The 21251-nt window shown below is 70.9% G+C and carries 14 protein-coding genes and 1 pseudogene; 11 read left to right on the plus strand and 4 right to left on the minus strand.

Annotation, left to right across the window (positions count from 1 at the left end):
* Nucleotides 1-12 precede the first annotated feature (12 nt).
* The 4 genes from ACZ4WH_RS20515 (at nucleotide 13) to ACZ4WH_RS20530 (ending at nucleotide 8474) form a co-directional block, all read left to right on the plus strand.
* Nucleotides 13-2826 carry a family 78 glycoside hydrolase catalytic domain gene (locus tag ACZ4WH_RS20515; RefSeq protein WP_468182347.1) on the plus strand — a complete coding sequence of 938 codons (2814 nt, stop codon included), beginning with the start codon at nucleotides 13-15 and terminating at the stop codon, nucleotides 2824-2826.
* A gap of 207 nt (nucleotides 2827-3033) precedes the next feature.
* The gene (locus tag ACZ4WH_RS20520) at nucleotides 3034-3681 is read left to right on the plus strand and encodes a DUF7019 family protein (RefSeq protein ID WP_468182349.1); all 648 of its coding nucleotides are present in this window, start codon (nucleotides 3034-3036) and stop codon (nucleotides 3679-3681) included.
* Between the two features lie 10 nt (nucleotides 3682-3691).
* Nucleotides 3692-7195: a WD40 repeat domain-containing serine/threonine protein kinase gene (locus ACZ4WH_RS20525; RefSeq protein ID WP_468182351.1), complete on the plus strand. Its 3504-nt coding sequence runs from the start codon at nucleotides 3692-3694 to the stop codon at nucleotides 7193-7195.
* 1 nt (nucleotide 7196) lies between these two features.
* Nucleotides 7197-8474 (plus strand): protein kinase domain-containing protein, encoded by a 1278-nt coding sequence (locus tag ACZ4WH_RS20530; protein WP_468182353.1) that lies wholly within the window; start codon nucleotides 7197-7199, stop codon nucleotides 8472-8474.
* A 79-nt stretch (nucleotides 8475-8553) separates the two neighbouring features.
* Here the strand turns inward: ACZ4WH_RS20530 and ACZ4WH_RS20535 are convergent, their stop codons facing one another.
* Nucleotides 8554-9756, minus strand: a complete 1203-nt coding sequence (locus ACZ4WH_RS20535) for an erythromycin esterase family protein (protein WP_468182355.1) — start codon at nucleotides 9754-9756, stop codon at nucleotides 8554-8556.
* A 58-nt stretch (nucleotides 9757-9814) separates the two neighbouring features.
* Between ACZ4WH_RS20535 and ACZ4WH_RS20540 the strand changes: the two genes are divergently transcribed.
* The 3 genes and pseudogenes from ACZ4WH_RS20540 to ACZ4WH_RS20550 all read left to right on the plus strand — a co-directional run.
* The gene (locus tag ACZ4WH_RS20540; RefSeq protein ID WP_468182357.1) at nucleotides 9815-10576 is read left to right on the plus strand and encodes a TioE family transcriptional regulator; all 762 of its coding nucleotides are present in this window, start codon (nucleotides 9815-9817) and stop codon (nucleotides 10574-10576) included.
* Nucleotides 10577-10651: 75 nt separating this feature from the next.
* Nucleotides 10652-11392, plus strand: a complete 741-nt coding sequence (locus ACZ4WH_RS20545) for a VOC family protein (protein WP_468182359.1) — start codon at nucleotides 10652-10654, stop codon at nucleotides 11390-11392.
* Between the two features lie 166 nt (nucleotides 11393-11558).
* Nucleotides 11559-12146 (plus strand): annotated as a pseudogene (locus ACZ4WH_RS20550) (FAD-dependent oxidoreductase); the annotation flags it as partial.
* A gap of 46 nt (nucleotides 12147-12192) precedes the next feature.
* Here ACZ4WH_RS20550 and ACZ4WH_RS20555 read toward each other — a convergent pair.
* Nucleotides 12193-13206 carry an NADP-dependent oxidoreductase gene (locus ACZ4WH_RS20555; RefSeq protein WP_468182361.1) on the minus strand — a complete coding sequence of 338 codons (1014 nt, stop codon included), beginning with the start codon at nucleotides 13204-13206 and terminating at the stop codon, nucleotides 12193-12195.
* A 111-nt stretch (nucleotides 13207-13317) separates the two neighbouring features.
* Between ACZ4WH_RS20555 and ACZ4WH_RS20560 the strand changes: the two genes are divergently transcribed.
* Complete coding sequence (locus ACZ4WH_RS20560) at nucleotides 13318-13911, plus strand: TetR/AcrR family transcriptional regulator (protein WP_468182363.1); 594 nt, start codon at nucleotides 13318-13320, stop codon at nucleotides 13909-13911.
* A 98-nt stretch (nucleotides 13912-14009) separates the two neighbouring features.
* Here the strand turns inward: ACZ4WH_RS20560 and ACZ4WH_RS20565 are convergent, their stop codons facing one another.
* Nucleotides 14010-14867, minus strand: a complete 858-nt coding sequence (locus tag ACZ4WH_RS20565) for a helix-turn-helix domain-containing protein (protein WP_468182365.1) — start codon at nucleotides 14865-14867, stop codon at nucleotides 14010-14012.
* A gap of 133 nt (nucleotides 14868-15000) precedes the next feature.
* On the opposite strand from ACZ4WH_RS20565, the gene ACZ4WH_RS20570 reads away from it, so the two are divergent.
* Both ACZ4WH_RS20570 and ACZ4WH_RS20575 read left to right on the plus strand, forming a co-directional pair.
* Nucleotides 15001-15696, plus strand: a complete 696-nt coding sequence (locus ACZ4WH_RS20570; RefSeq protein ID WP_468182367.1) for an SDR family oxidoreductase — start codon at nucleotides 15001-15003, stop codon at nucleotides 15694-15696.
* Nucleotides 15697-16038: 342 nt separating this feature from the next.
* Nucleotides 16039-18201, plus strand: coding sequence for an ATP-binding SpoIIE family protein phosphatase (locus ACZ4WH_RS20575; protein WP_468182369.1), 2163 nt, complete (start codon nucleotides 16039-16041; stop codon nucleotides 18199-18201).
* Between the two features lie 193 nt (nucleotides 18202-18394).
* On the opposite strand, the gene ACZ4WH_RS20580 is transcribed toward ACZ4WH_RS20575, so the two are convergent.
* Nucleotides 18395-19579: a type III polyketide synthase gene (locus ACZ4WH_RS20580; protein WP_468182371.1), complete on the minus strand. Its 1185-nt coding sequence runs from the start codon at nucleotides 19577-19579 to the stop codon at nucleotides 18395-18397.
* Nucleotides 19580-20089: 510 nt separating this feature from the next.
* On the opposite strand from ACZ4WH_RS20580, the gene ACZ4WH_RS20585 reads away from it, so the two are divergent.
* The gene (locus tag ACZ4WH_RS20585) at nucleotides 20090-20833 is read left to right on the plus strand and encodes a class I SAM-dependent methyltransferase (protein ID WP_468182375.1); all 744 of its coding nucleotides are present in this window, start codon (nucleotides 20090-20092) and stop codon (nucleotides 20831-20833) included.
* Nucleotides 20834-21251: the final 418 nt, after the last annotated feature.

Raw genomic sequence — 21251 nt, forward strand, 5'->3', positions numbered from 1 at the left:
AAGGGGAACCCTGTGAGAGGCAATCGCACCAGTGCGACCGCGGCTGTCGCGGCCGCACTGGCACTCACCGTCTCCGGCATGGCACAGGCCTCGCCGGAAACGTCCAGAACCGCGCCCCCGTCCGCCGTGGACCTCAAGACGAACAACAAGACCGACCCGATCGGCATCGACGACCGCGCGCCCCTGCTCTCCTGGCGGCTGGACGGCCCCAGTCGTGAAGACGGCCGGCAGGCCGCCTACGAAATCCGCGCGGCCCACTCCGCGAACGCGCTCCGCAGCGGCCGGGCCGACCTCTGGCGGACGGGCAAGATCGTGTCGTCCGCATCCAACAACATCCCCTTCACCGGCACACTCACGGCCCGGGAGCCGGTCGCCTGGCAGGTGCGGATCTGGGACAGCGCCGGGCGCGTCTCCCCGTGGAGCGCGCCGGCGACCTTCGAGATGGGCCTGCTGAACCCGTCGGACTGGTCCGCCCGCTGGATCGAGAACGCCTCCTACGACTACACCCGCCCCGACGGCACCGAATCACCGCTGCCCGTCTTCGGCAAGCCCTTCACCGTGCGCGGCAAGGTGGCGAAGGCGCGGCTGTACATGACCGGGCTCGGCATGTACGCCTCCACCCTCAACGGCAAGCCGTTCACCGAGAACGTGCTGGAGCCCGGCCAGACGACCTACTCCGCCGAGGTCGACTACCGCACCTACGACCTCACCCGCCGACTGCGGGACGGCACCAACACCTTGGGCATCGAGACGGGCAGCGGCGCCTACCAGCGCGTCAAGACGCCCGGGCACTACTTCTTCGGTGGCCGTCTGGAGACGTACACCGTCTTCGGCGAGCCGAAGGCCATCGCCCAACTGGAGATCACCTACGCCGACGGCCGCCGCGAGACCATCAAGACGGACACCTCCTGGCGCACCGCCCTGGGACCGACCACCTACTCGTCCTGGTGGAGCGGCGAGGAGTACGACGCCCGCCGGTCCGCGACCGCACCCACCTCCGCGGCCAAGCTGAAGGGGCCCGACTGGCAGAACGCGTCGCCGGCCGAACTCACCGCCACCACGACCCCGCGGAACACCACGCCGCTGCGGGCCGACCCCCGGCCCCCGGTCACCGTGGCCCAGACAGTCGAGCCGGTGTCCATCACCCCGGACGGCAAGGGGTCGTACATCCTCGACTTCGGCGCCAACCGTTCCGGATGGCCGAACGTGCGGGTGTCCGGTCCTGCCGGAACCACGATCTCCATGATCCCGGCCGAGAAGCTCAACGCGGACGGCTCGCTGGACCTCTCCTCGACCGGGGCGACGGCGACGAACCAGATCGCCTACCGCTACACCCTCTCCGGCCACGGCACGGAGACCTGGCACCCGCGCTTCACCTACAGCGGCTTCCGCTACCTGAAGGTCGACGGCCTGCCCGCCGCGCCGAAGCCCGACACCATCACCATGCGGGTGATCCACGCCTCGAACCCGCGAGCCAGTGACTTCACCTCGTCGAACCAACTGATCAACGAGATCCACGCCATCACCCTCAGGGCGACGCAGAGCAACATGATGTCGGTACTCACCGACTGCCCGGACCGCGAGAAGGGCCCGTACACGGGCGACAACCTGCACAACATCGACGCCCTGCTCACCGACTACGACCTGTCCTCCTACGAGCCGCAGCTGGTACGCAACATGGCCACCGCACAGCGGCAACCAGGCGACGACTCACCGGGGTTGATCGCCAACATCGCACCGGAGTTCCACCGGGTCGCCCCCGTCAGACTCCAGTACCCACAGGGGACCATCGAGTTCCTCGACGAGGTGAACTGGGGCGGAGCCGTCATCCGCATCCCCTGGCAGCTGTACAGAACCTACGGAGACACCCGGACCATGTCGCTGTACTACGACGCCATGGTCAGGTGGCTCGACTACGAAGCCGCCAACAAGGCAGCGAACCAAGGTGACATCCCCGGACTCGGTGACTGGTCCGCCGGCGACAACACCACGCCCATGCAACTGGCGATCCTCGCAGGCTACTACACGGCCGCGCACGACATGGCACAGATCGCCGACGTGCTGGGCAAGAAGGCGGACCAGGACAAGTACACCGAGCTGGCCTCGACCCTCGCGGACGAGTTCACCACGAGGTTCCGTCACGAGGACGCCGAGGGCGTGTACTACGGCAGCGACAGCGAGACCTCCAACGCGATGGCCCTGGACGCCGGCCTGGTCCCCGCCGCCGACCGGCAGCAGGTCCTCGACCGGCTGGTCGCCTCCGTGCGCGCGGCCGGGAACCACATCACCAGCGGTTCGGTCGGGCTCGGCCCGCTCTTCCGGGCCCTGCACACGGGCGGACGCGACGACGTCATCTACGACATGGTCGTGAACCCCACCTCGCCCGGCTACGGCTACCTCGTCGCCGGCGGCCACACCACCCTCTCCGAATCACTCGACGGCTCCGGCTCCCAGAACCACCACTTCCTCGGACAGGTCGACGCCTGGCTCGTCAACGGGCTCGCCGGCATCGACCAGGCACCCGGCTCCATCGGCTACCGCCAACTGGAGATAGCACCCGCTGTCGTCGGAGACCTCACCCACGCCTCCGGCAGCTACCGCACTCCGCAGGGGCTGGTGACCAGCGCGTGGAAGAAGGACGGCCACGGCCGCTTCAGCCTCAAGGTCACGGTGCCCCTCGGCAGCACGGCGGTCGTCCGGGTGCCCGCGGACGCCCATGACCGCGTCACCGCGAGCGGGGCCAGCCGACCGTCGCCTCAGGAGCGGACCGCTTCCGCGGCGGCCTACCGCGTCTCCGCGGGCAGCTACACCTTCACCGTGGACTGAGCCCGCCCATCACCTGCCGGCGCCATGCCGCGAGCCTGGCGCCGGCAGGCCCCCACTCAGTACGCCCACCGGAGAACGTGAGCAAGGTGACCTCGTCCGGTGTCTCACCGCCCTCAGGATCGAGGTCGCCGGCGGCTACCAGGCGCCTTCTGGGTCTCCTGGGCGAAAGCCGGGACTCGGAGGGCGGTGGCGCGATAGCCTCGGGCGGTGACGGTGCGGTACTACCTGTACATCAGCGACTCCAAGGTCGACATGCTGCTCTCGCAGATCGACCCCTCTTTCGGCCGCAGGAGCACCACCGAGGCCGGCGTGAGCGTCAAGCTGTTCAGCGTCAGGCGCAGCGTCGAAGCACCCGCGCCGGACCGGACGGCCAAACTGGAGCGTGTCCTGCGCCACCTGGAGGAGACCGGGCAGACCGGATCGGTGGACGACCCGGGACCGTACTTCCGTGGCAGCCTGCCCATGCAGTGGGGACCCCTGCACGGCGAGAACGGCGGGTCGCTGGTGTACTTCGGCGGCCGTACCGAGCAGACGATCCTCGGCCTGGGCGGCGGCAGCAGCCATGTGCTCGGCGCGAGCGCCCCGCAGGCCCAGGAGTTCGCACCGTCCTCGGTGCCGACGCTCCTGGCCGGTCTGGCCTCGGCGTTGGCCGCCGACAGCGTCGAGATGCCTGCCGATCAGCCGTCCCTGGCCTGGGTGCACACCGCCGGGCGGCTGCTGCGTGGCCCCCGGCAGCGCGTGGAGTTCGTCGCCCGGCGCCTGCTGGCCGGCCCCAGCCCCTACCCCGAACTCGACGCCCGTCCCGGCATGCGGGTGCTGCTCGGCAGCCCCCTGTACGTGGCCCTGGCCGACTGACGGCGTCACGATGGCCCTCGGCACCTGGCAGCCCGGCGAGGTGGTCCTCGATCTGTACGAGGTACTCGACGACGTGCGCAGCGGCGGCATGGGTGTGGTCCACCGGGTCCGGCACCGCGGCTGGAACGTGGACCTCGCGGTCAAGACGCCCCGCCCGGAACTGGTCGCCTCCGAGGCGGGCAGGCGCCGGTTCGAGGCCGAAGCCGGCACCTGGGTGAGCCTGGGCCTGCACCCGCACACCGTCAACTGCGCCTACGTCCGCACGGTCGACGGCCTGCCCCGAGTGTTCGCCGAGTGGGTCGACGGCGGCAGCCTCGCCGAGGCGATCACCGGCGGCAGCCTCTACGAGGGCGGCCCGCAGGCGGCCCTCGCGCGCGTGCTGGACGTCGCCGTCCAGACCGCGTGGGGTCTGCAACACGCCCACGACACCGGCCTGGTCCACCAGGACGTCAAGCCCGCCAACGTCATGCTCGAACCCGACGGAACCGCCAAGGTCACCGACTTCGGGCTGGCCGGAGCGCGTCCGGCGGACACCGACGGGGCGCCCGCCGCCGTATCCGCCGTCACCTTCGGCGGCATGACGCCGGCCTACTGCTCCCCCGAGCAGGCGCTCGCCGCGGCCGGACGCCGGGAGATCCGGCTGACCCCCGCGACAGACGTGTGGTCGTGGGCGCTGACCGTGCTGGAGATGTTCACCGGCCGCCGTCCGACCCGGCACGGCCAGGCCGCCGCCGAGGTGCTCGAAGCCCTGCTGGACGCCGGCCCGGCCGACCCCCGCGTGCCGCCCATGCCGTCGGCGGTCGTGGGACTGCTGCGCCAGTGCTTCATGACGGACGTAACGGCGCGGCCGGCCCGGCTGGAAGAAGCCGCAGACGTCCTGAACGACGTGTACGGCGACCTCACCGGCACACCGTTCCCGCGGCGAGCTCCGGAGGCGGCCGCCCTGCTGGCGGACGGGCTCTCCAACCAGGCGCTGTCCCTGCTCGACCTCGGGCGCACCGAGGAGGCCGAGGCGCGGTGGCGGGAAGCGATGACAGCGGAGCCCCACCATCTGATCGCGACCTACAACTTCGGTCTGCACCGGTGGCGCACAGCGCAGAAGACCGATCTCGACCTCATCGCCGAGCTGGAGTCCGCCCGCGACATCGGCGGAGACGACGCCCTGGGCGCGCGGCTGATCGGTCTGGTCCACCTGGAACGCGACGACCGTCGGCGCGCCGCCGAACTGCTCCGCCCGGCAGCCCCTGACGAACCGGAACCGGCCGAGACCGCGGGTGCGCTGGCGGAGTTGGCCCGCGATCCGGGGGCGCGCCCGGTGGTCCTCTCCGGCCACGAGGCCGGCGTGAGCGCCGTGGCGGTGACGGCCGACGGCGGCCTGGTGCTGTCCGGCGACCATCAAGGCCGCCTGCGGGTGTGGGAGACGGCAAGCGGCCGCTGTCTGCGGGAGCTGACGTCCGAGGGCCCGGGCGTCGCGGCGACCGCCATGGACGCCGGGGGACGGATCGGCCTGGTCGGCCGCGAGCAGGGGCCGCCGGAGGCATGGGACCTCGCTCGCGGCGAGCGGCTTCCCCTTCCGGCGGGCCCGGTTGCCGGAGGCGTCACGGCGGTCGCGCTCAGCGGTGACGGATCGGTCGGCGCCACCGGGCATGCGGACGGCACCCTCTGGTTCTGGCACCTGGGCACGGGTGGCCTCCTCGGGCCGGTCCACAGCCAGGTGGAGCGGATGACCGTGCTGGCGCTCAGTGACGACGGTGCCGTCGCCCTGACCGCCGGCGACCTGCGGGACGACAAGGTCCGCCTGTGGGACGTCGCCACAGGGGTGTGCGGCGCGGTCCTCACCGAGCCGCGGACCAAACCCTTCCACTCGGCCTGGGGCGGCTTCGTGAGGAGAGCCGCCGTGGCCCCGGGAGCCCGGTACGCCCTCCAGGTGTGGGGTGGGCCGATGGTGCTGTGGGATGTCTGGACGGGCCGGATCGCCGCCCAGGTGCCCCACGCCCTCACCGATGTCTCGGCGCTCGCGCTCACGCCCGACGGCTCCCTCGCCGTCGTCGGGGGCGGTAACCCTCTCCAGGTGGTGCAGACGGCGACCGGCCGCTGCCTGCGCACGCTCGACGACGGCGCGGCACGGCACGTGCACCACCTGGCGGTGAGCGCGGACGGCCGCTACGCCGTGCTGCGCACGACAGACGGCGTGCGGATCAGGGTGCAGCCCCTTCCGGTCCCGGGCTACCGTGCACCGTGGGCCTACGCCCGGCCCCGGGCCGCCGGTGAACTGTCCGATCACGCCGGGCAGTTCAGGGCGGCGATGCGCGAGGGGGAGCGGCTCTTCGACGAAGGCCGCTACGCGCAGTCGGCCGCCTGTCTGCGCACCGCGCGGGCGGTGCCCGGCCACGCACGGCATCCCGACCTGCTGCACGCGTGGAACACGCTGGGCCGGCACGGGCGCCGTACCGGACTGCGCGGTGCGTGGCAGACGTTCGACTTCACCGGGCGCGTCGCCCGCCCATCGGCGCTGGCGTTCGTCGGGGACACAAGCCTGTTCGTCGCCGCGCTGCCTGCGGACAAGTTCCTGCTGTGTGACGCCGCCAACGCACGGCAGTACCGCGTGATCGACTCAACGGTCACAGCCGACATGGCTCTTCTGATGACCGGCGACGGCACCGGAGCCGTCGCCCACGGCATGGGAGAGGCCGCCCTGCTCGATCTGCGGGACGACAGGACCGTCACGCTGCCGCACGACGGGGTCGAGGCCGTGGCACTGGCCGACGACAGCGCATGGCTGCTGACCGGCGACGACAGCGGACATCTGTACCGCTGGGACATCGAGGGCATGACGAGTCGCCAGGGGTACGCGAAGCCCTCCTCCGCCTTCCGCGCCCACCAGGCGCAGGTGGGTTCGGTCGCGATCAGCCCCGATGGCCGGTACGGGGCGTCGAACGCCTTCGCCGGCGCCGAAGAGGACCGGCAGCGGCGCTACGACCAGGACGAACTCTGCGGGTGGGACCTGGCCTCGGGCGAGCGCCTGTGGCGGCACACCGGGCGCCCGGCCCGAACCGGCCTGCGTTTCACCCCGGACGGCCAAACCCTGCTGGAGTACGGCCACTTCAGTGTGCACTCCTACGACGCCGCGAGCGGCGGCCGGATCTACACGGTGGACGGCCACTACAGCATCAAGACGCTGGTGACCTCCGCGGACGGCCGGCGCGCGGTGATCGCTGGATACGAGACCCTGGTCGTCCTCGACCTGGCCACGGGCCGCGTGCTCCGGGAAATCCGCGACCCCGGCCTGATCAACACCCTCACCCTCACGTCCGACGGCCGGTTCGCCCTCGCCGGCCTCGCCCATCAGGAGGTGCACGTGTGGGACCTGGACGACGGGCGGCGGCTGCGCGTTCTGGCGGGACACCAGGAGCAGGTCTTCGGCCTGGCTCTCAGCGCGGACGCCCGCCACCTGCTGGCAGCCGGGGTCGACTCCGTGCGCTGCTGGGAACTCGACTGGGACTACAGCTGGTGACATGCCGTCCTCCGTCACCCTGACCCCTCGCGGCGCGCCCGCGGCCGCGGCGTACGTCTTCACCCACCGCACCACCTGCCTGGTCGGCCGAGCGAGCGAGTGCGGGATCCGGCTGGCCCGCACCGAGACGAAAGCCTCCCGGCACCACTGCCTGTTCGACGTCAATCCCCCGCACGTGCGCGTGCGGGACCTCGGCAGCCGCAACGGCACCTACGTCAACGGCGAACGGCTGGCGCCGGGGCCGGCCGGGCGGGACCTGGCCGACGGCGACGAGATCCGCGTCGGCGGCGCGGTACTGCGCGTCTCCGTCCACGCGGAGGAGCCCTCGACCGCGCACGCCGACGCGCGGGACCCCGTCGACGCACTGCACACGCTGCTCGACGCGGCCGAGGCCGGAGAGCCCGAACTCACCGGAATCCGCGGCTACCGACTGCTCCAGGAACTCGGCCGCGGCGGACAGGGCGTCGTCCATCTCGCCCGGAACGAGGAGACCGGCGAACTCCTCGCCCTCAAGACCCTGTTGGCCCACCGCGCCGTCGACCCCTCCGCCCGCGACGGCTTCCTGCGCGAGTTCGCCTGCACGCGCGCCCTGCGCCATCCCCACGTCGTCGCCTTCCACGAAGGCGGCGTGCACGGCAGCACCTTCTACTTCACCTGCGAGTTCTGCCGTCTGGGCAGCGTCGCCGACCTCGTGGCCCGGGCCGGTGGCAGACTGGGCGTCGACCAGGCGGTCGGCGTGACCCTTCAGGCGCTCCGCGGACTGCACTACGCGCATACGGCGGAGGTGCCGGTACGGCTCGCCGACGGGACCTCGGTGACGCACCGGGGACTGGTGCACCGCGACATCAAACCGCAGAACCTGCTGCTCACCGGGGCCAGGGACCACGCGACCGTCAAAGTCGCCGACTTCGGCCTGTCCAAGGCGTTCGACAGCGCCGGCCTGTCCGGTCACACCCTCACCGGTGCGATGGGCGGCAGCCTGGCGTTCATGCCGCGCGGCCAGGTCATCGACTTCAAGTACGCGCTGCCCGAGGTCGATCTCTGGGCGGTGACGGCCTGTCTGTACTGGATGCTCACCGGTTCGCCCCCGCGCGACTTCCCGGCCGGTGCCGATCCCGTTGCCGTCGTCCTGCGCGAGCCGGCCGTGCCCATACGCGACCGGCTGCCCACGCTGCCACGCCGACTCGCCGCACTCATCGACACCGCTCTCGTCGACGAGCCCCGCATCGCTCTCACCACCGCGGCCGACTTGGCAAGAGCTGTCCGTGAAGCGGTCTGAGCAAGTGCCGCGTCTCCGAGGCTCAGGGAGAGCCACCTACACGACGTCGTCAACAAGGGCAACCCGGCCTGAGCCGGGGCTAGCTCTGCGGAAGGTCTTTGACGAACACGATGCCGTCGGTGCCCGCCAGTTGGGCCGGGTCGAGCGGGGCGTAGCCGAACCAGGGGGATACACGGGGGACGGGCCGCGTGGCGTTGAGGGCGGTGGCCAGTCGTGGGGCGTCGACGACGCAGCGGTCCTCCGGGAGCGCGTACAGGAGTCCTTCGAGGGTGTCCGGCGGCGGGGTGTCCACTCCCCGGTGCCGGATGGTGCCGAGGGCCGTGGCCACGAAGCCGTACCCCTCCCCGAGCTGGGCGCTCACCAGCGCACCGGCGCTCCACCACTCCACCGACCCCTCCCACATCCGCATCGTGCTCTTGTCCCGCTGGAGATGGGAGTTGTGGGCGTGGAGGAGTGCCGGGCCCCGAGCGGCGACGGCGAGGAGGTTGCGGGCCATCATCAGATCCCGCAGCGCGCACAGCCGCGTCATGCGGACCGGTGAGGCGTCGGCCATCCAGTAGTGGTAGCGCAGCAGGCCCGTGGCGGTACGGCCGTACAGGCGCGCCCGGTCCCAGTCGTCCCGGGAGGTCGCCGTGATCAGGTGTGGGGTCTGAGTGTCGAGCAGCGCCACCAGGTCGTCGGCGAGCAGCCGCAGCTGACCGGCCTCGGCCGACTGCCCCACGGACTGGCCCGGGTCCGTCATCGCGGCGGGATCGGTCCACCGGTCGTCCGCGCCGAGCAGGCGGTCGAGTGTTTCCGCGGTGCAGGGGAGCAGGTCCGCGTCCACCCGGGCCGCGAGGTAGTCGTGGAGTGCGGTGAGGGTCTGCCGGGGGCTCGCGGCGCCGGTGATCTCCAACGGGCCGTCGAAACCGGAGAAGCGGAGCCGCTCGGACGCGGGCCGGCCGTCGTTGTAGGCGCGCATCCAGCGCACCAGCTCGCGGTTGGCAGCGGAGGTGCCCCAGCCGTGGCTGAATCCGTGCTCCATGACCTCGTCGAGAGTGCCCGTGCCTGAGGTGACGTAGTCGTCCACGACCAGGCCCCTCACGCAGTCGCTCTCGATCGCGATCGTCCGGTATCCCTCCTGCTCGACGAGCTGCTGGAAGAGCGCGTTGCGCAGGTCGAGCAGAGTGTCCTCACCGTGCGTGGGCTCTCCCAGGGCGAGCAACCGCGGCCGGGCCGGGAGCAGTCCCATGACGGCGGAAGCCTCGACGGCATGGACGGCGTCCTTGATGTCAGTAGCCATACCTTCAACGGTATCGTTGAACCTTCGGTTGAAACTTTCCCGCGATAACGGCAGGCTGATGGGACGAAACCTTCAAAACGACGAGCGGCTCAGGCCGGTGGATCTGGCCCGGGGGAGCGGTCTGTCCACGCAGGCGGTCAGGAACTACGAGGAGGCCGGCATCCTTCCGGCCGCCGATCGCACGCCCCACGGCTACCGCGTCTACACCTCGCTGCACGCCCAGGCCCTGCGCGCGTTCCTTGCCCTGGTGCCCGGTCACGGCCACCAGACGGCGACGTCGATCATGCGAGCCGTCAACCAGGGCGCGGTCGACGAGGCGTTCCGCCTCATCGACGAGAGCCACGCCCAACTCCTCGACGACCGGCGGACCCTCCAGGCCGTGGAAAGCGCCCTCAGTGACCTGGAGCCCATCACATTGCCCGAGCCCGGTGCGGGGTCCGAGCCGACCGCGGTGTCCAACCCTGACGGCACGTTCATCGGGCCGCTGGCAGCGAAGCTCGGAATCCGGCCCGCGACGCTGCGCAAGTGGGAGCATGCCGGGCTGGTGCGCCCACGCCGTGACCCGAGGACCGGGTACCGCGTCTACGACAAGGCCGACGTACGGGACGCCCGGCTGGCCCACCAGCTCAGGCGGGGCGGCTACCTGCTGGAGCAGATCGCCCCGCTCATCGCCCAGGTGCGGGCGGCCGGCGGGCTGGAGCCACTGGAGGCCGCACTGCGCGACTGGCACGGTCGGCTGTCCACCCGCGGACGCGCGATGCTGACCGGGGCCGCCGAGCTGGAGTCGTACCTCCGAGAGCGCGAACCGACCAGAGCCTGACCTGCGCGGGATTCGAGCCGCACAGGAGCCCAAAGCCGCGGCTTCCCTCGGCGACGAGTGCATAGGATCGCCGGCATGGCACTGCGACCTGTGATGGTGAACACAAAGGCCCTCGATGCCTCGGCGGTCGGCCGGTTCTGGGCGGAGGCGCTCGGCTGGAGTGCTTACAGCGCCGGCGCGACCACATACGTCGGACCCGGCGGCGGCCTCGTCTGGCCGGACCCGGTCGCCGTCTGCGTCGACGTCGTTCCGGTCCCGGAACCCAAGACGACAACGAAGAACCGTGTGCATCTCGATCTCGCCACCACTTCTACGGCCCACCAGGCGGAGTTGGTCGCGCGCCTGAAGGCTCTCGGCGCGACGCCCGTCGACGTGGGCCAAGGCGAGGTGCCGTGGACGGTCCTCGCCGACCCGGAGGGCAACGAATTCTGCGTGCTGGAGCCTCGGGAGATCTACCGGGACACCGGGCCGATCGCCGCGGTGGTGATCGACTGCGCGGATCCGCGGGGCATGGCCCGGTTCTGGGGTCAGGCGCTGGACTGGACCCTGCACGAGGTGACCGACGACCATGCGGTGTTGCGCTCCGCGAAGGGTGTCGGCCCGTATCTGGAGTTCCTCCGCACGCCCGGCGGGAAGACCGTGCCGGACCGCGTCCATCTCGACCTGCTGCCGTACCCCGGTGACGACAAAGAAGCGGAGGTGGCCCGGCTGCGGGCCCTCGGCGCCACTGACCTCGACGTCGGCCAGGGTGACGTCCCGTGGACGTGCCTGACCGACCCGGAGGGCCACGAGTTCTGCGTCCTCGCCCTGTCCTGACGCGGCCCCTTGACGACACCCCGCCCCTGAGCCCTGTCTGCCCATGCGCCTCGACGCCGAGCGGGTTGCGCACAGCCGGGCCCTCATCCCGCTGGTCCGCGGCACACCGCTCGTCCGTTGTCAGTGCGGTGCGCTTCACTCCCAGGAGGTGAGCTTCGCCGACGGCACCACCGCGTTCGACGCCGACACCCGGCACCCGGCCACCGCGAAAGCGGTCGGCGACGGGTCGCTGTTCGCGCTCGCGCCGGGCAAGGGGATCCAGGCGCACCGGGAGCGAGGGGGAACCCTCCACACCTACCTGGCGCTCTCCAAGCCGCTGGAGTGGTTCGCCGACCTCGACTTCACCGATCCCGCCACGGCGACCGCGCGGATCGCCGCGGAGTTCGACGGCTGGGCACCGGAGCTCACCGCACTGATCACCGACGGTGAGACCCCACCGGTCCTGCGCCCCCTCCACGCCCTGCCGATCGGGCACCGGTGGGATCGGTCGCCGGGGGTGACGCTGCTCGGCGACGCCGCCCACCTCGCGGTCCCGAACGGCGGAGGCGCCAACCTGGCCGTGTACGACGGCGCCGAACTCGGCAAGGCCATCGCCGCGCACCCCGATGACGTCGAGACCGCGCTGAGCGGATACGAGCAGGCCATGTTCCCGCGCAGCGCCGCAGCCGCCGCCGAAGGTGCTCAGCTCAATGAACTCCTCTTCGGCGACGACGCACCCCACGGCCTGATCACCATGTTCGAACAGGGCCGGTGAGCGGTCCGGATTCGGCCGCTTATCGGTGGGCTCGGCAACGCCGACCTCAGTGGGCGACGGTGAGCACGATCTTGCCCTGGATGTGTCCTCGGGCGGCGCGTTCGTGCGCCGCTCGGGCATCCGCGAGCGGAAACGTGCTGTCGATCGCGACGCGAACCGTGCCCGCGTCGAGCAGGCGTCCCACCTCGGCGAGCTGCGTGCCGTTGGAGCGGACCTGGGTGCCCGAGACCGTGACGCCCAGCCTCGCGGTCTCTTCGTCGTCGTATTCGCCGAAGAACACGGGGAACAGGGCGCCGCCGCGCTTGAGCGTGCGCAGGAAGCGACTGCTGTCGCGACCACCTACGGCGTCGAGAACGAGGTCGACGTCGTGCACGAGTTCCTCGGGACGACTCCTGGTGTAGTCGATGAACTCGTCGGCGCCCAGTTCCCGCAGGAACGACTCATGCGCGCCCGACGCCACCGCGATGACCTGTGCGCCCTTCCATTTCGCCAGCTGTAGTGCGAAGTGCCCCACGCCGCCCGCGGCGCCGTTGATGAGCACCGTCGTGTCGGCGCCGAGTGCCACCGGACGATGCCGCGCCGCCTGGAAGGGCGACGGGTGGTCGTGTCCCAGCTCGATCAGGAACTGCCACGCCGTCAGCAGGGCCATAGGCGCCCCGGCGGCGTGCACGTGATCGATGCCGGCCGGCTTGCGTGCGAGGTCCGACGCGGGCGCGGCCACGTACTCGGCGTATGCGCTGCCGTCGAAGCTGGGGAAGCGAAGGAGACCGAAGACCTCGTCACCGACGGAGAAGCCCTCCACATCCGCGGCGACGGCCTCCACGACGCCCGACACATCCGTCCCCGGAATCACGGGCAAGCTGAACTTCGGCCTCGTCTCCGGAGGCAGGTTGGTCAGCCCTTCGCGCAGGTACCAGTCCGGAGGATTGACGCCGACCGCGTGGACGCGAACGAGCACCTCACCAGGCCCCGGCTCGGGGATCGGCACCTCGTCGCAACGCAGGACTTCAGGGCCGCCGTGCTCATGGAGCCGGACCGCCCTCATCGTGTGTGTCGGCATCGTTCTCTCCTGCCCGCGGTGCGGGATACGCTGATTCGGATCAGCGATCCATATAAGTGGACCACTGATCCGAATATATGGACCACTGATCCGGATAGTCAAGAGGGACAGATGCGGGCCGACGCCAGGAAGAACCGCGACCACCTGCTCGCAGTAGCGGGCACCGCCATCACCGAGCAAGGCGTCGACGTGTCACTGCGCGACATCGCGCGCAGGGCGGATGTCGGCCTCGCGACGCTGCTGCGGCACTTCCCGACACGCGAGGCGCTGCTCGACGCTCTGCTGCGCACGAGCTTCGACGAACTGACGGCGAAGGCAGGCGAACTCGAGACGTCGAACTCGCCCGAAGACGCTCTCGTTTCGTGGCTACGTGACTGCGTCGCGTGGACAACCGAGTACCGGGGCGTGACCGTACTGATGGCGGCCGCCATCGAGGACACCGAATCCGCACTCCACGCTTCCTGCGTCGCCCTGCGCGCAGCCGGTGCGCGGCTCCTCACGCGTGCGCAGGCCGCGGGCATGGCGCGGACCGATATCGACGGCACCGATCTGTTCGCGCTGGTAGCGGCGCTCGCTTGGCTCGGCGATCAACCCTCGCTCGCGCCACGCGCCGATCGCCTCTTCGGGGTTGTCGCGAGCGCGATTCTGACGAGCGCAGGAAGCGGTGATACCGGGAGCGAACGCCGCTCTCAGGTCCGGAGCTGAAATCGCGCACCGGCGATCTGCCCGCCCGCGGCGGGATGTACGGGGATCTCGTCCAGCGGCCCGTGCATCCCTGTCTCCGCTCCGGGAAGCCGGCTCGCCTAACCCGGGGTGCTGTCTTCGGTCATGGCCTGGGTGCCGATGACGTTGAGCAGTCTGAGTTGGTCGGCGGCGTCGCTGCCGGGAGCGGCGGTATAGGCGACGATGCGCAGATCACTGTCTGGGGCTATGAGTACGTCGCAGTCGAAGGTGAGGGTGCCGATGTCGGGGTGATGGACGGTCTTGGTGTCCGACTCGTGGACGCCCACGATGCCCGTGTCCCACAGGCGTGCGAAGTCGGTGCTGACGCTCCGCAGGTCCTTGATCAGGGAGCGCAGGCCGGCATCGGCCGGGTAGCGGGCGGTCGCCGCCCTGAGATCGGCGACCACGGCCGCCTCGAACCGGGCCTCCTGCTCGGGGGTGTGGCTGACCCGGCTCGGCAGGCCGGCGAAGTGCCGCCAGACGATGTTGCGCTCGCGTCCGCGCAACGCGGACGCGTCTCCGAACAAGGCGGCCCACAACGGGTTCCACAGAATCAGGTTCCACGCGGCGTCATGCACGCTCAGCGGTGAGCCGTCCAGTTGGTCGAGCAGCCTTCGGACCCCTGGTGGGATGTGCGCCGACAGCTGCCCGGGGCCCGGCGCCGGCTGGCCCGCGAGGAGATACAGGTACGTGCGCTCGGCGGCCGACAGCCGCAGGGCGCGGGCCAGCGCCGACAGGACCTGCGCCGACGGGGAGGTGGCCCGGCCCTGTTCCAGGCGGGTGATGTAGTCCACCGACAGACCGGCGAGCTGTGCCAGTTCCTCGCGGCGCAGCCCGGCGGCTCGACGTACTCCGCCCGTGGGCAGTCCGACGGATGCGGGGGCGATCCGGTCCCGCCAGCCGTGCAGGGCTCTGCCCAGTTCCCTGGATTCGCTCATCGTCCCAGTATCGCGTTGCCGTGCCCGGACAGCCTGGTACTGCCGGTCCACTGGCTGAGGCGGGCACTGCCTGTCCCTGCGCGGTGGCGGGAGGGTGGAGGCGTCACCACCCCACCGAGCACGGAGTGAACACATGACCACCACATTGATCACCGGAGCGAACAAGGGCCTCGGTTTCGAGGCGGCCCGGCGCCTGATCGAGGCCGGGCACACCGTCTACGTCGGGGCGCGCGACGCACACCGCGGCCGGGAGGCGGCCGGGAGGCTCGGCGCCCGCTTCGTTCAGCTCGACGTCACCGACGAGGATTCCGTCAAGGCTGCCGCCGAATTCGTCCGCGCGGACGCCGGCGGCCTCGACGTCCTGGTCAACAACGCCGGGATCGTGGGCGCGCGCAAGCCGGTCGGCGAGGTCACCGGGGCCGACATGGTGACCACGTACGACACGAACGTCTTCGGCGTCGTGCGCGTAACGCACGCCTTCCTGCCGCTGTTGGAGGAGAGCGATGCCCCGGTCGTCGTCAACGTCGGCAGCGGCCTGGGCTCGCTGGCGGCATGCGCAGACCCCAGCCGGGTGGAGTTCCACGTAGCGGCGCTGGACTACAACTCCTCCAAGACCGCGCTGGTCATGGTCACCGCGCAGTACGCAAAGGCTTTCCCCGCCATCCGGTTCAACGCCGTCGACCCCGGCTACACCGCCACCGACCTCAACGGGCACACGGGCACCCAGACCATCGAGGAGGGCGCGGAGATCATCGTCCGCATGGCCACGATCGGCGCCGACGGCCCGACCGGCGGCTTCTTCGACAGGACCGGCCCGGTCGTCTGGTGACGATCCGGTCGCCGATGCGGGGTGGGACTGATGTACTGGGGCACCGGTCAGCCACCTGTGGCACCGGTCCGCCACCTTCGTTGGACCGCCGTCGTGACCGGTGGCGAGACGGCGGTCCGTGCGCTGGCCCCTCAGCCGCACCGATCACCCGGCACAGCGAGCGCGGCCCCACCGGCCGGGCGGCATTCCCTCACTGTCCGCGTTCACCGCGCGATTCGCTGATGTGGGCGAAGCCACCCCTGCTGTTATTCAATGAGGTGTGCGGTCAGGGATCTCGGGGACCCCGTCGCACGGGTCCGAGTACGGCCCCGGCGCTGCGCCGGGGATTGCTGAGAGAGCTGCATGGACTCCACACCCTCCCCATCGTCCTCTTCGGCGTTCGACCTGGTCAGCAGGGCCCTGGGGCGCTACATCCCGCGCGGCGGAGCGGCAGCGGCCGCCGGTCCTGCCGACGCGCAGGGCGACCGCACCACGCGCCAACGCGTACCCGACACCCCGGCATCCGGCCGTCAGGAGCAGATTCTCGGCGCGGTCAACCTGGACAGGGATCTGATCATCACCCGCTGCAATGTGGACGCCCCGGTGTTCGCGGGCCTGGACGCCGTGCCCGGGAAGCCATTCGTCGATCTCCTGCCCCCCGGGGACGTGCCGGCCGTCACCCGGCGGTTGCGGCAGGTTCTGGAGACCGGTGAGGCGCACGTCGCCCGGATCCAGCGGCTGCGGCGTGGCGACGGATCGGAGCTTGTCGTCTCGATGAGCATCCTGCCCGCCGCGGCGCCCGAGGAGGGCCTGACCGTCTCCCTGATCGCGATGGCCAGGAGGCTGCACCTCTACGCCGCCGAGACCGCGATCGGCACCTCACTGGACATCGGAGAGACCGCGCAGTCGCTGGCCGAGTCCCTGTTGGCCTGGGGAGACGTGGCCGCCGTCGACCTCGACTTCGCCGTGTGGACGGGCGAGGGAGTCACCGGCAAGGCGAAGGGGCGCATCCGGCTGCGGCGGGCGGCCCTGGTGCCGGACCGGGCGTGGCCCGAGGGCTACGTGACTCCGGGCGAGGATCTTCCCAGCGACGCGAGTCGCCTGCTGGCGCAGGCGGTCCTGCGGGACGACGCCCCGCAGACCATCGTCATACCCGACCGGAAGGCGGTCGAGCGGGTACTCGGCAGTCCACGCGTCGTGCGTGCCCTCGTGCCCGGTGACCGGTCGGCGGGTGTGGCGTGCATACCGCTGGTCCTGGACGGCGAGCCGCCCGTCGTCCTGGGCGTGGCGGAGGTCTGGCGGCGGGCGGACTCCCCGTTCCGCGACAGCGAGCTGCTCGACCTGCAAGAACTGGTGGCCAGGACCGCCCATCACGTCGACCTGGCTCGCCAGCACCAGCGCGAGCACACGCAGGTGCTGGCCTTGCAGCGCCGGCTCCTGCCCCGGACCGGCGGCGACACCATCGAGATCGCCAGCGTCTACCAGCCCGCCACCCCCGACAGCGCGGGCGTCGGCGGTGACTGGGTGAACAGCTTCCCGCTGCCGGACGGCCGTACCGCACTGGTGGTCGGTGACGTCGTCGGGCACGGTCTGGGAGCCGCGGCCACCATGGGCCAGCTGAGCATGGAGGCCCGCGCACTGCTGTCCGCGGGGCTCGCGCCGGACGAGGTACTGGAGCACCTGGACGAGACCGTGTCGCTGCTGGACGACGCCGACTCCGGGCTCACGGCCGGTTACAGCGCCCTCGGCTCGACCTGCTGCATCGCCCTCTACGACCCGGTCAGCCATCGCGTGACCCTGTCCAGCGCCGGCCACCTCCCCCCGGTCCTGGTCTCGCCGGACGGGCAGGCGGGCCCGCTCGCGGTCCGCCCCCACCCCGGCCTGGGCGCCGAGTTCGCGCTGCGGGAACCGTTCGACGTGCACACGTTCGGCGCACCCCCGGGGTCCCTGCTCGCCCTCTACACCGACGGACTGGTGGAGGATCCCGCGCTGTCGATCGACGAGGGCATCGGCAGGCTGGCGGACGCCGTGTCCACGGTGCACCCCTGGGACACCCTTCAGCAGGCCGCACGGCACGTCGTCTCCGCGCTGGCACCCGTGCGCCAGCGCGACGATGTGACCCTGCTGCTCGCACGGATGATCGGCTACCGCAAAGGGGACACCGCGACCTGGCGGCTGCCCGCCCGTGACGACGCCCCCGCCCGCGCCCGCGCGCAGGTCTCCGTGCTGCTGCGGCAGTGGCGCACAAGGGACGACACCCGGGACAACGTGCTGCTGCTGATCAGCGAGCTGGTCACGAACGCCGTGCGCTTCGCCACCGGTCCCATCACGGTACGGCTGATCAGGGCCGGTCACGGCCTGCTGTGCGAGGTGGGCGACACCGGCAACGGCAGACCCCGTCTGAGGCGGGGCGGCCTGCTCGACGACGGCGGTCGTGGCCTGCACATCGTGCACAGGCTCACCACCCGTTGGGGGGTGCGCTGGACGGACGCCGGCAAGGTGGTCTGGGCGAAAGTCGCGAGGTGACGCGGCTACGTCTCAGAGACGCGGGCGGCGTACGACAGCTCGGCGCGGGCTCGGGCAGCGGGCGCGTCGGGCGCCGCCGACGGTACGGACGGCGCCCTCAGCGGTACCGGCGGCGTGACCGATGACGCGGGCGGCAACTCTGTCGGGATGCCGCGGGCGGCCCCTTTGCCGGTGCGGGTGGCGCGGCCTCGCACTACAGCCACTCACCTTCCAAGGCGGTGGCGGTGAGGCCGGGTGCCGCCGCGTACAGAACGGCGCGACTGCCCGGCTTCTGCCCGGCGTCATGCGCCCGCCGCAGAATGTCGAACACGGCGGCGCCTCCGCGGTTGCCGGTGGCGTAGCTGTCCCGGCTGTAGTCCAGCAGCCCCGACGGCCACGCGTCGGGCATCGTCTGCTCCATGTACTCCAGCACCCGGGTCCCGCCGGGGTGCGCGAGCAGCACGTCGGGGTGCCAGGCGTCGGGGTGGTCCTGGTAACGGAGGCGCAGCCACTCCCACATCGCGGTGACCGTCTCCTGCACGGCGCGCGGCCCGCGCCGGTCCATCACGAAGTGGGTGCCATCCGCCCGCGTCTCCAGGCGGTGCAGGTCCTGGGTGCCGGGCAGGGTGTGATGCCAGGCGGCGTCCAGCCGCAGCACCGACTCGCGCCTCGGGCGGCCCGTGACCACCGCGGCGACCGCGGTGTCCGCGAACAGCAACCGGACGATCAGAGACTCAAGGGTGTCGTCCGCGGGCTGGTAGGTCGTGCTCAGCGCCTCCGCGATGACGACCAGGACCACTCGGTCGGGGTCCGCGGCCACGAGTTCCGCGGCCAGTGCCAGGGAGCGGGTCCCCGCGACACAGGCCCACTGTGTGGCCGGCAGCAGCAGCACGTCGTCGCGGAGCGGAAGCTTGTTGGCGAGGGCTATGTCCAGGCCCGGCAGCGCCGGGGTGGTGGAGTGACTGGTGATCAGGCAGTCGATGTCCGCGGCGTCCAGCCCGGCGATCTGGAGGGCCCCGCGCGCCGCACGCTCCCCGTAGGACTGCACGGCCTCCCAGGCCGGCGCGGTGCGCTCCTGGACAGTCTGTGGCGCGGGTATCGCCTCAAGTGCGGCGATCACGCGGTCCACGTCCTGCTGGGCGAACCCGTCGCGTGCCAGCGCCTCTTGGGCCGGCCCGACGCCGACAGCCCGCAGGCCGCCGCCGTTGCCGGGCGCGACGGCGGTTTCCAGCGGCAGCATCCACCCGCGGGTCTCGATGCCCGTACTGGCCGCGATGCCGTCGATCCGCGGCGCCCATGCCGCGTGCGGGTGCCGGTCGCGGACCTCGGCCACGATCTGGCTGGTCTTCACGGTGTGCTCGCCGTGTATCACGGCAGGAGGACAGAGGTAAGCGGCCATGGGGCACCTTCCCTGGGGAACTGTGGGGGAACAGGGGGGAACAGCGAGGGGAACAGGGGGAAAGTCACGAGTGCTGTGGCATGGGTCACTTTGGAACTTCGCGCCCAAGAGCATGCGGATAAGCTCCACTTCGGGAGTCGGTATCCGTTTCGAGCATGGACGCTAAATGGACATTTCCGCTGTGATGCAGACAACTTAGACGGCTCTTGAAGTGCGTGACACGGCACACACCGCTGAATCAGGCGAATCCTCGGGGCCGTTCGCGCAGGTCTTACCTGACTTACACCTGACTTACCATCAGTCAGGAGACCACCTGGTCATCAGCGGGTCCGGCCTCGGCGTAGGCAGGCCTCGCCGCTGAACCGAAACGCCGCATCGACGTCGCCCACGAGGGAAGAACATGTGAGCCGCGCCATCCAGCGAAGTCGCCCGCACCGAACATCGGAGTGTCAGTCGCTGCTGTTCAATATTCGCTGGACAGCGCTGAGGGCAGCGGCGAGCGTTGGTGGCATGCAGCAGGGACACATCTGGGACACGGATACCGCGCAGGCGTATGACACGCCCGGGTCCGGTATGTTCGCGCCGGAGGTCCTGGGGCCGACCGTGGAGCGTCTTGCCCGGCTCGCAGGGGAAGGAGCAGCGCTTGAGTTCGCCATCGGGACCGGTCGGGTAGCCATTCCGCTCGCGCGGCGAGGGGTCCCGGTCACCGGCATCGAACTGTCACCGCCGATGGTGGAGCAACTGCGCACCAAGGCGGACGAGGCGACGATCCCGGTGGTCATCGGTGACATGGCGACCACCGTCGTACCGGGGGAGTACACCCTGGTCTACCTCGTCTACAACACGATCTCCAACCTGCTCACTCAGGCCGAGCAGGTCGAGTGTTTCCGCAACGCCGCTCGCCACCTCACACCCGGTGGCCGGTTCGTGGTCGAGCTGTGGGTGCCTGAGCTGCGTAAGCTCCCGCCGGGCCAGACCGCCACCGTCTGGCACCGCGAGCCCGGCTATATCGGTCTCGACACCTACGACATCCTGCGGCAGCAGGTCGTGTCGCACCACTTCCGCTTCGACGAGACCAAGCAGGCGCAGCTGTTCCGCAGCCCCCACCGTTACATCTGGCCGGCTGAACTCGACCTCATGGCTCAGTTGGCCGGGTTCGAGCTGGAGGACAGGTACGCGGACTGGGCCGGCGCTGAGTTCACCGCTGAGTCGCGTTCACACGTGTCTGTGTACCGAATCCCGAGGACGCGGTAGCTCGCTGGACGGCAAGGCCTACTCCGTCTACGCCCCGGACTACGAACGGCTGGGCACGATCGAGCACTTGAAGGAGCTCATCGCCGGGTGCGGCGGCCTGTTGAACATCCCCCTCTTCTACTCGATGACTGCGGAGGCTGTGGCGGCACTGGCCGCCCACGGGCAGCGCGGACAGCGGCCTGCCGACGCGCAGCAGGCACGGCGGGCTCCGCCTGGCGGCTCTCATCGGTCCCCTTCCGCCGACGACCTCGGCGTCGTCTGCCGTCATCCCCGTCCCCGCCGGGCCGCTGACCCTCACCGTGTGCCGGCCCGTCGAGAACCGTGCGCCGTACTACGCGGCGGCACCGGCGGACCGGGAAGGACGGATGTCGTAGGAGATGCGTCCGGCGGGGAGGTAGAAGAGGGCGATCAGGGCGCC

It is taken from the genome of Streptomyces sp. NPDC029138 (genome assembly GCF_055564375.1).

Excerpts from the sequence above, each read along its gene's own strand:
- ACZ4WH_RS20525 (WP_468182351.1), top strand. The coding sequence starts at position 3,692 with ATGGCCCTCGGCACCTGGCAGCCCGGCGAGGTGGTCCTCGATCTGTAC.
- ACZ4WH_RS20530 (WP_468182353.1), top strand. The coding sequence starts at position 7,197 with ATGCCGTCCTCCGTCACCCTGACCCCTCGCGGCGCGCCCGCGGCCGCG.
- ACZ4WH_RS20535 (WP_468182355.1), bottom strand. The coding sequence starts at position 9,756 with ATGGCTACTGACATCAAGGACGCCGTCCATGCCGTCGAGGCTTCCGCC.
- ACZ4WH_RS20540 (WP_468182357.1), top strand. The coding sequence starts at position 9,815 with ATGGGACGAAACCTTCAAAACGACGAGCGGCTCAGGCCGGTGGATCTG.
- ACZ4WH_RS20545 (WP_468182359.1), top strand. The coding sequence starts at position 10,652 with ATGGCACTGCGACCTGTGATGGTGAACACAAAGGCCCTCGATGCCTCG.
- ACZ4WH_RS20555 (WP_468182361.1), bottom strand. The coding sequence starts at position 13,206 with ATGCCGACACACACGATGAGGGCGGTCCGGCTCCATGAGCACGGCGGC.
- ACZ4WH_RS20560 (WP_468182363.1), top strand. The coding sequence starts at position 13,318 with ATGCGGGCCGACGCCAGGAAGAACCGCGACCACCTGCTCGCAGTAGCG.
- ACZ4WH_RS20565 (WP_468182365.1), bottom strand. The coding sequence starts at position 14,867 with ATGAGCGAATCCAGGGAACTGGGCAGAGCCCTGCACGGCTGGCGGGAC.
- ACZ4WH_RS20570 (WP_468182367.1), top strand. The coding sequence starts at position 15,001 with ATGACCACCACATTGATCACCGGAGCGAACAAGGGCCTCGGTTTCGAG.
- ACZ4WH_RS20575 (WP_468182369.1), top strand. The coding sequence starts at position 16,039 with ATGGACTCCACACCCTCCCCATCGTCCTCTTCGGCGTTCGACCTGGTC.
- ACZ4WH_RS20580 (WP_468182371.1), bottom strand. The coding sequence starts at position 19,579 with ATGGCCGCTTACCTCTGTCCTCCTGCCGTGATACACGGCGAGCACACC.
- ACZ4WH_RS20585 (WP_468182375.1), top strand. The coding sequence starts at position 20,090 with ATGCAGCAGGGACACATCTGGGACACGGATACCGCGCAGGCGTATGAC.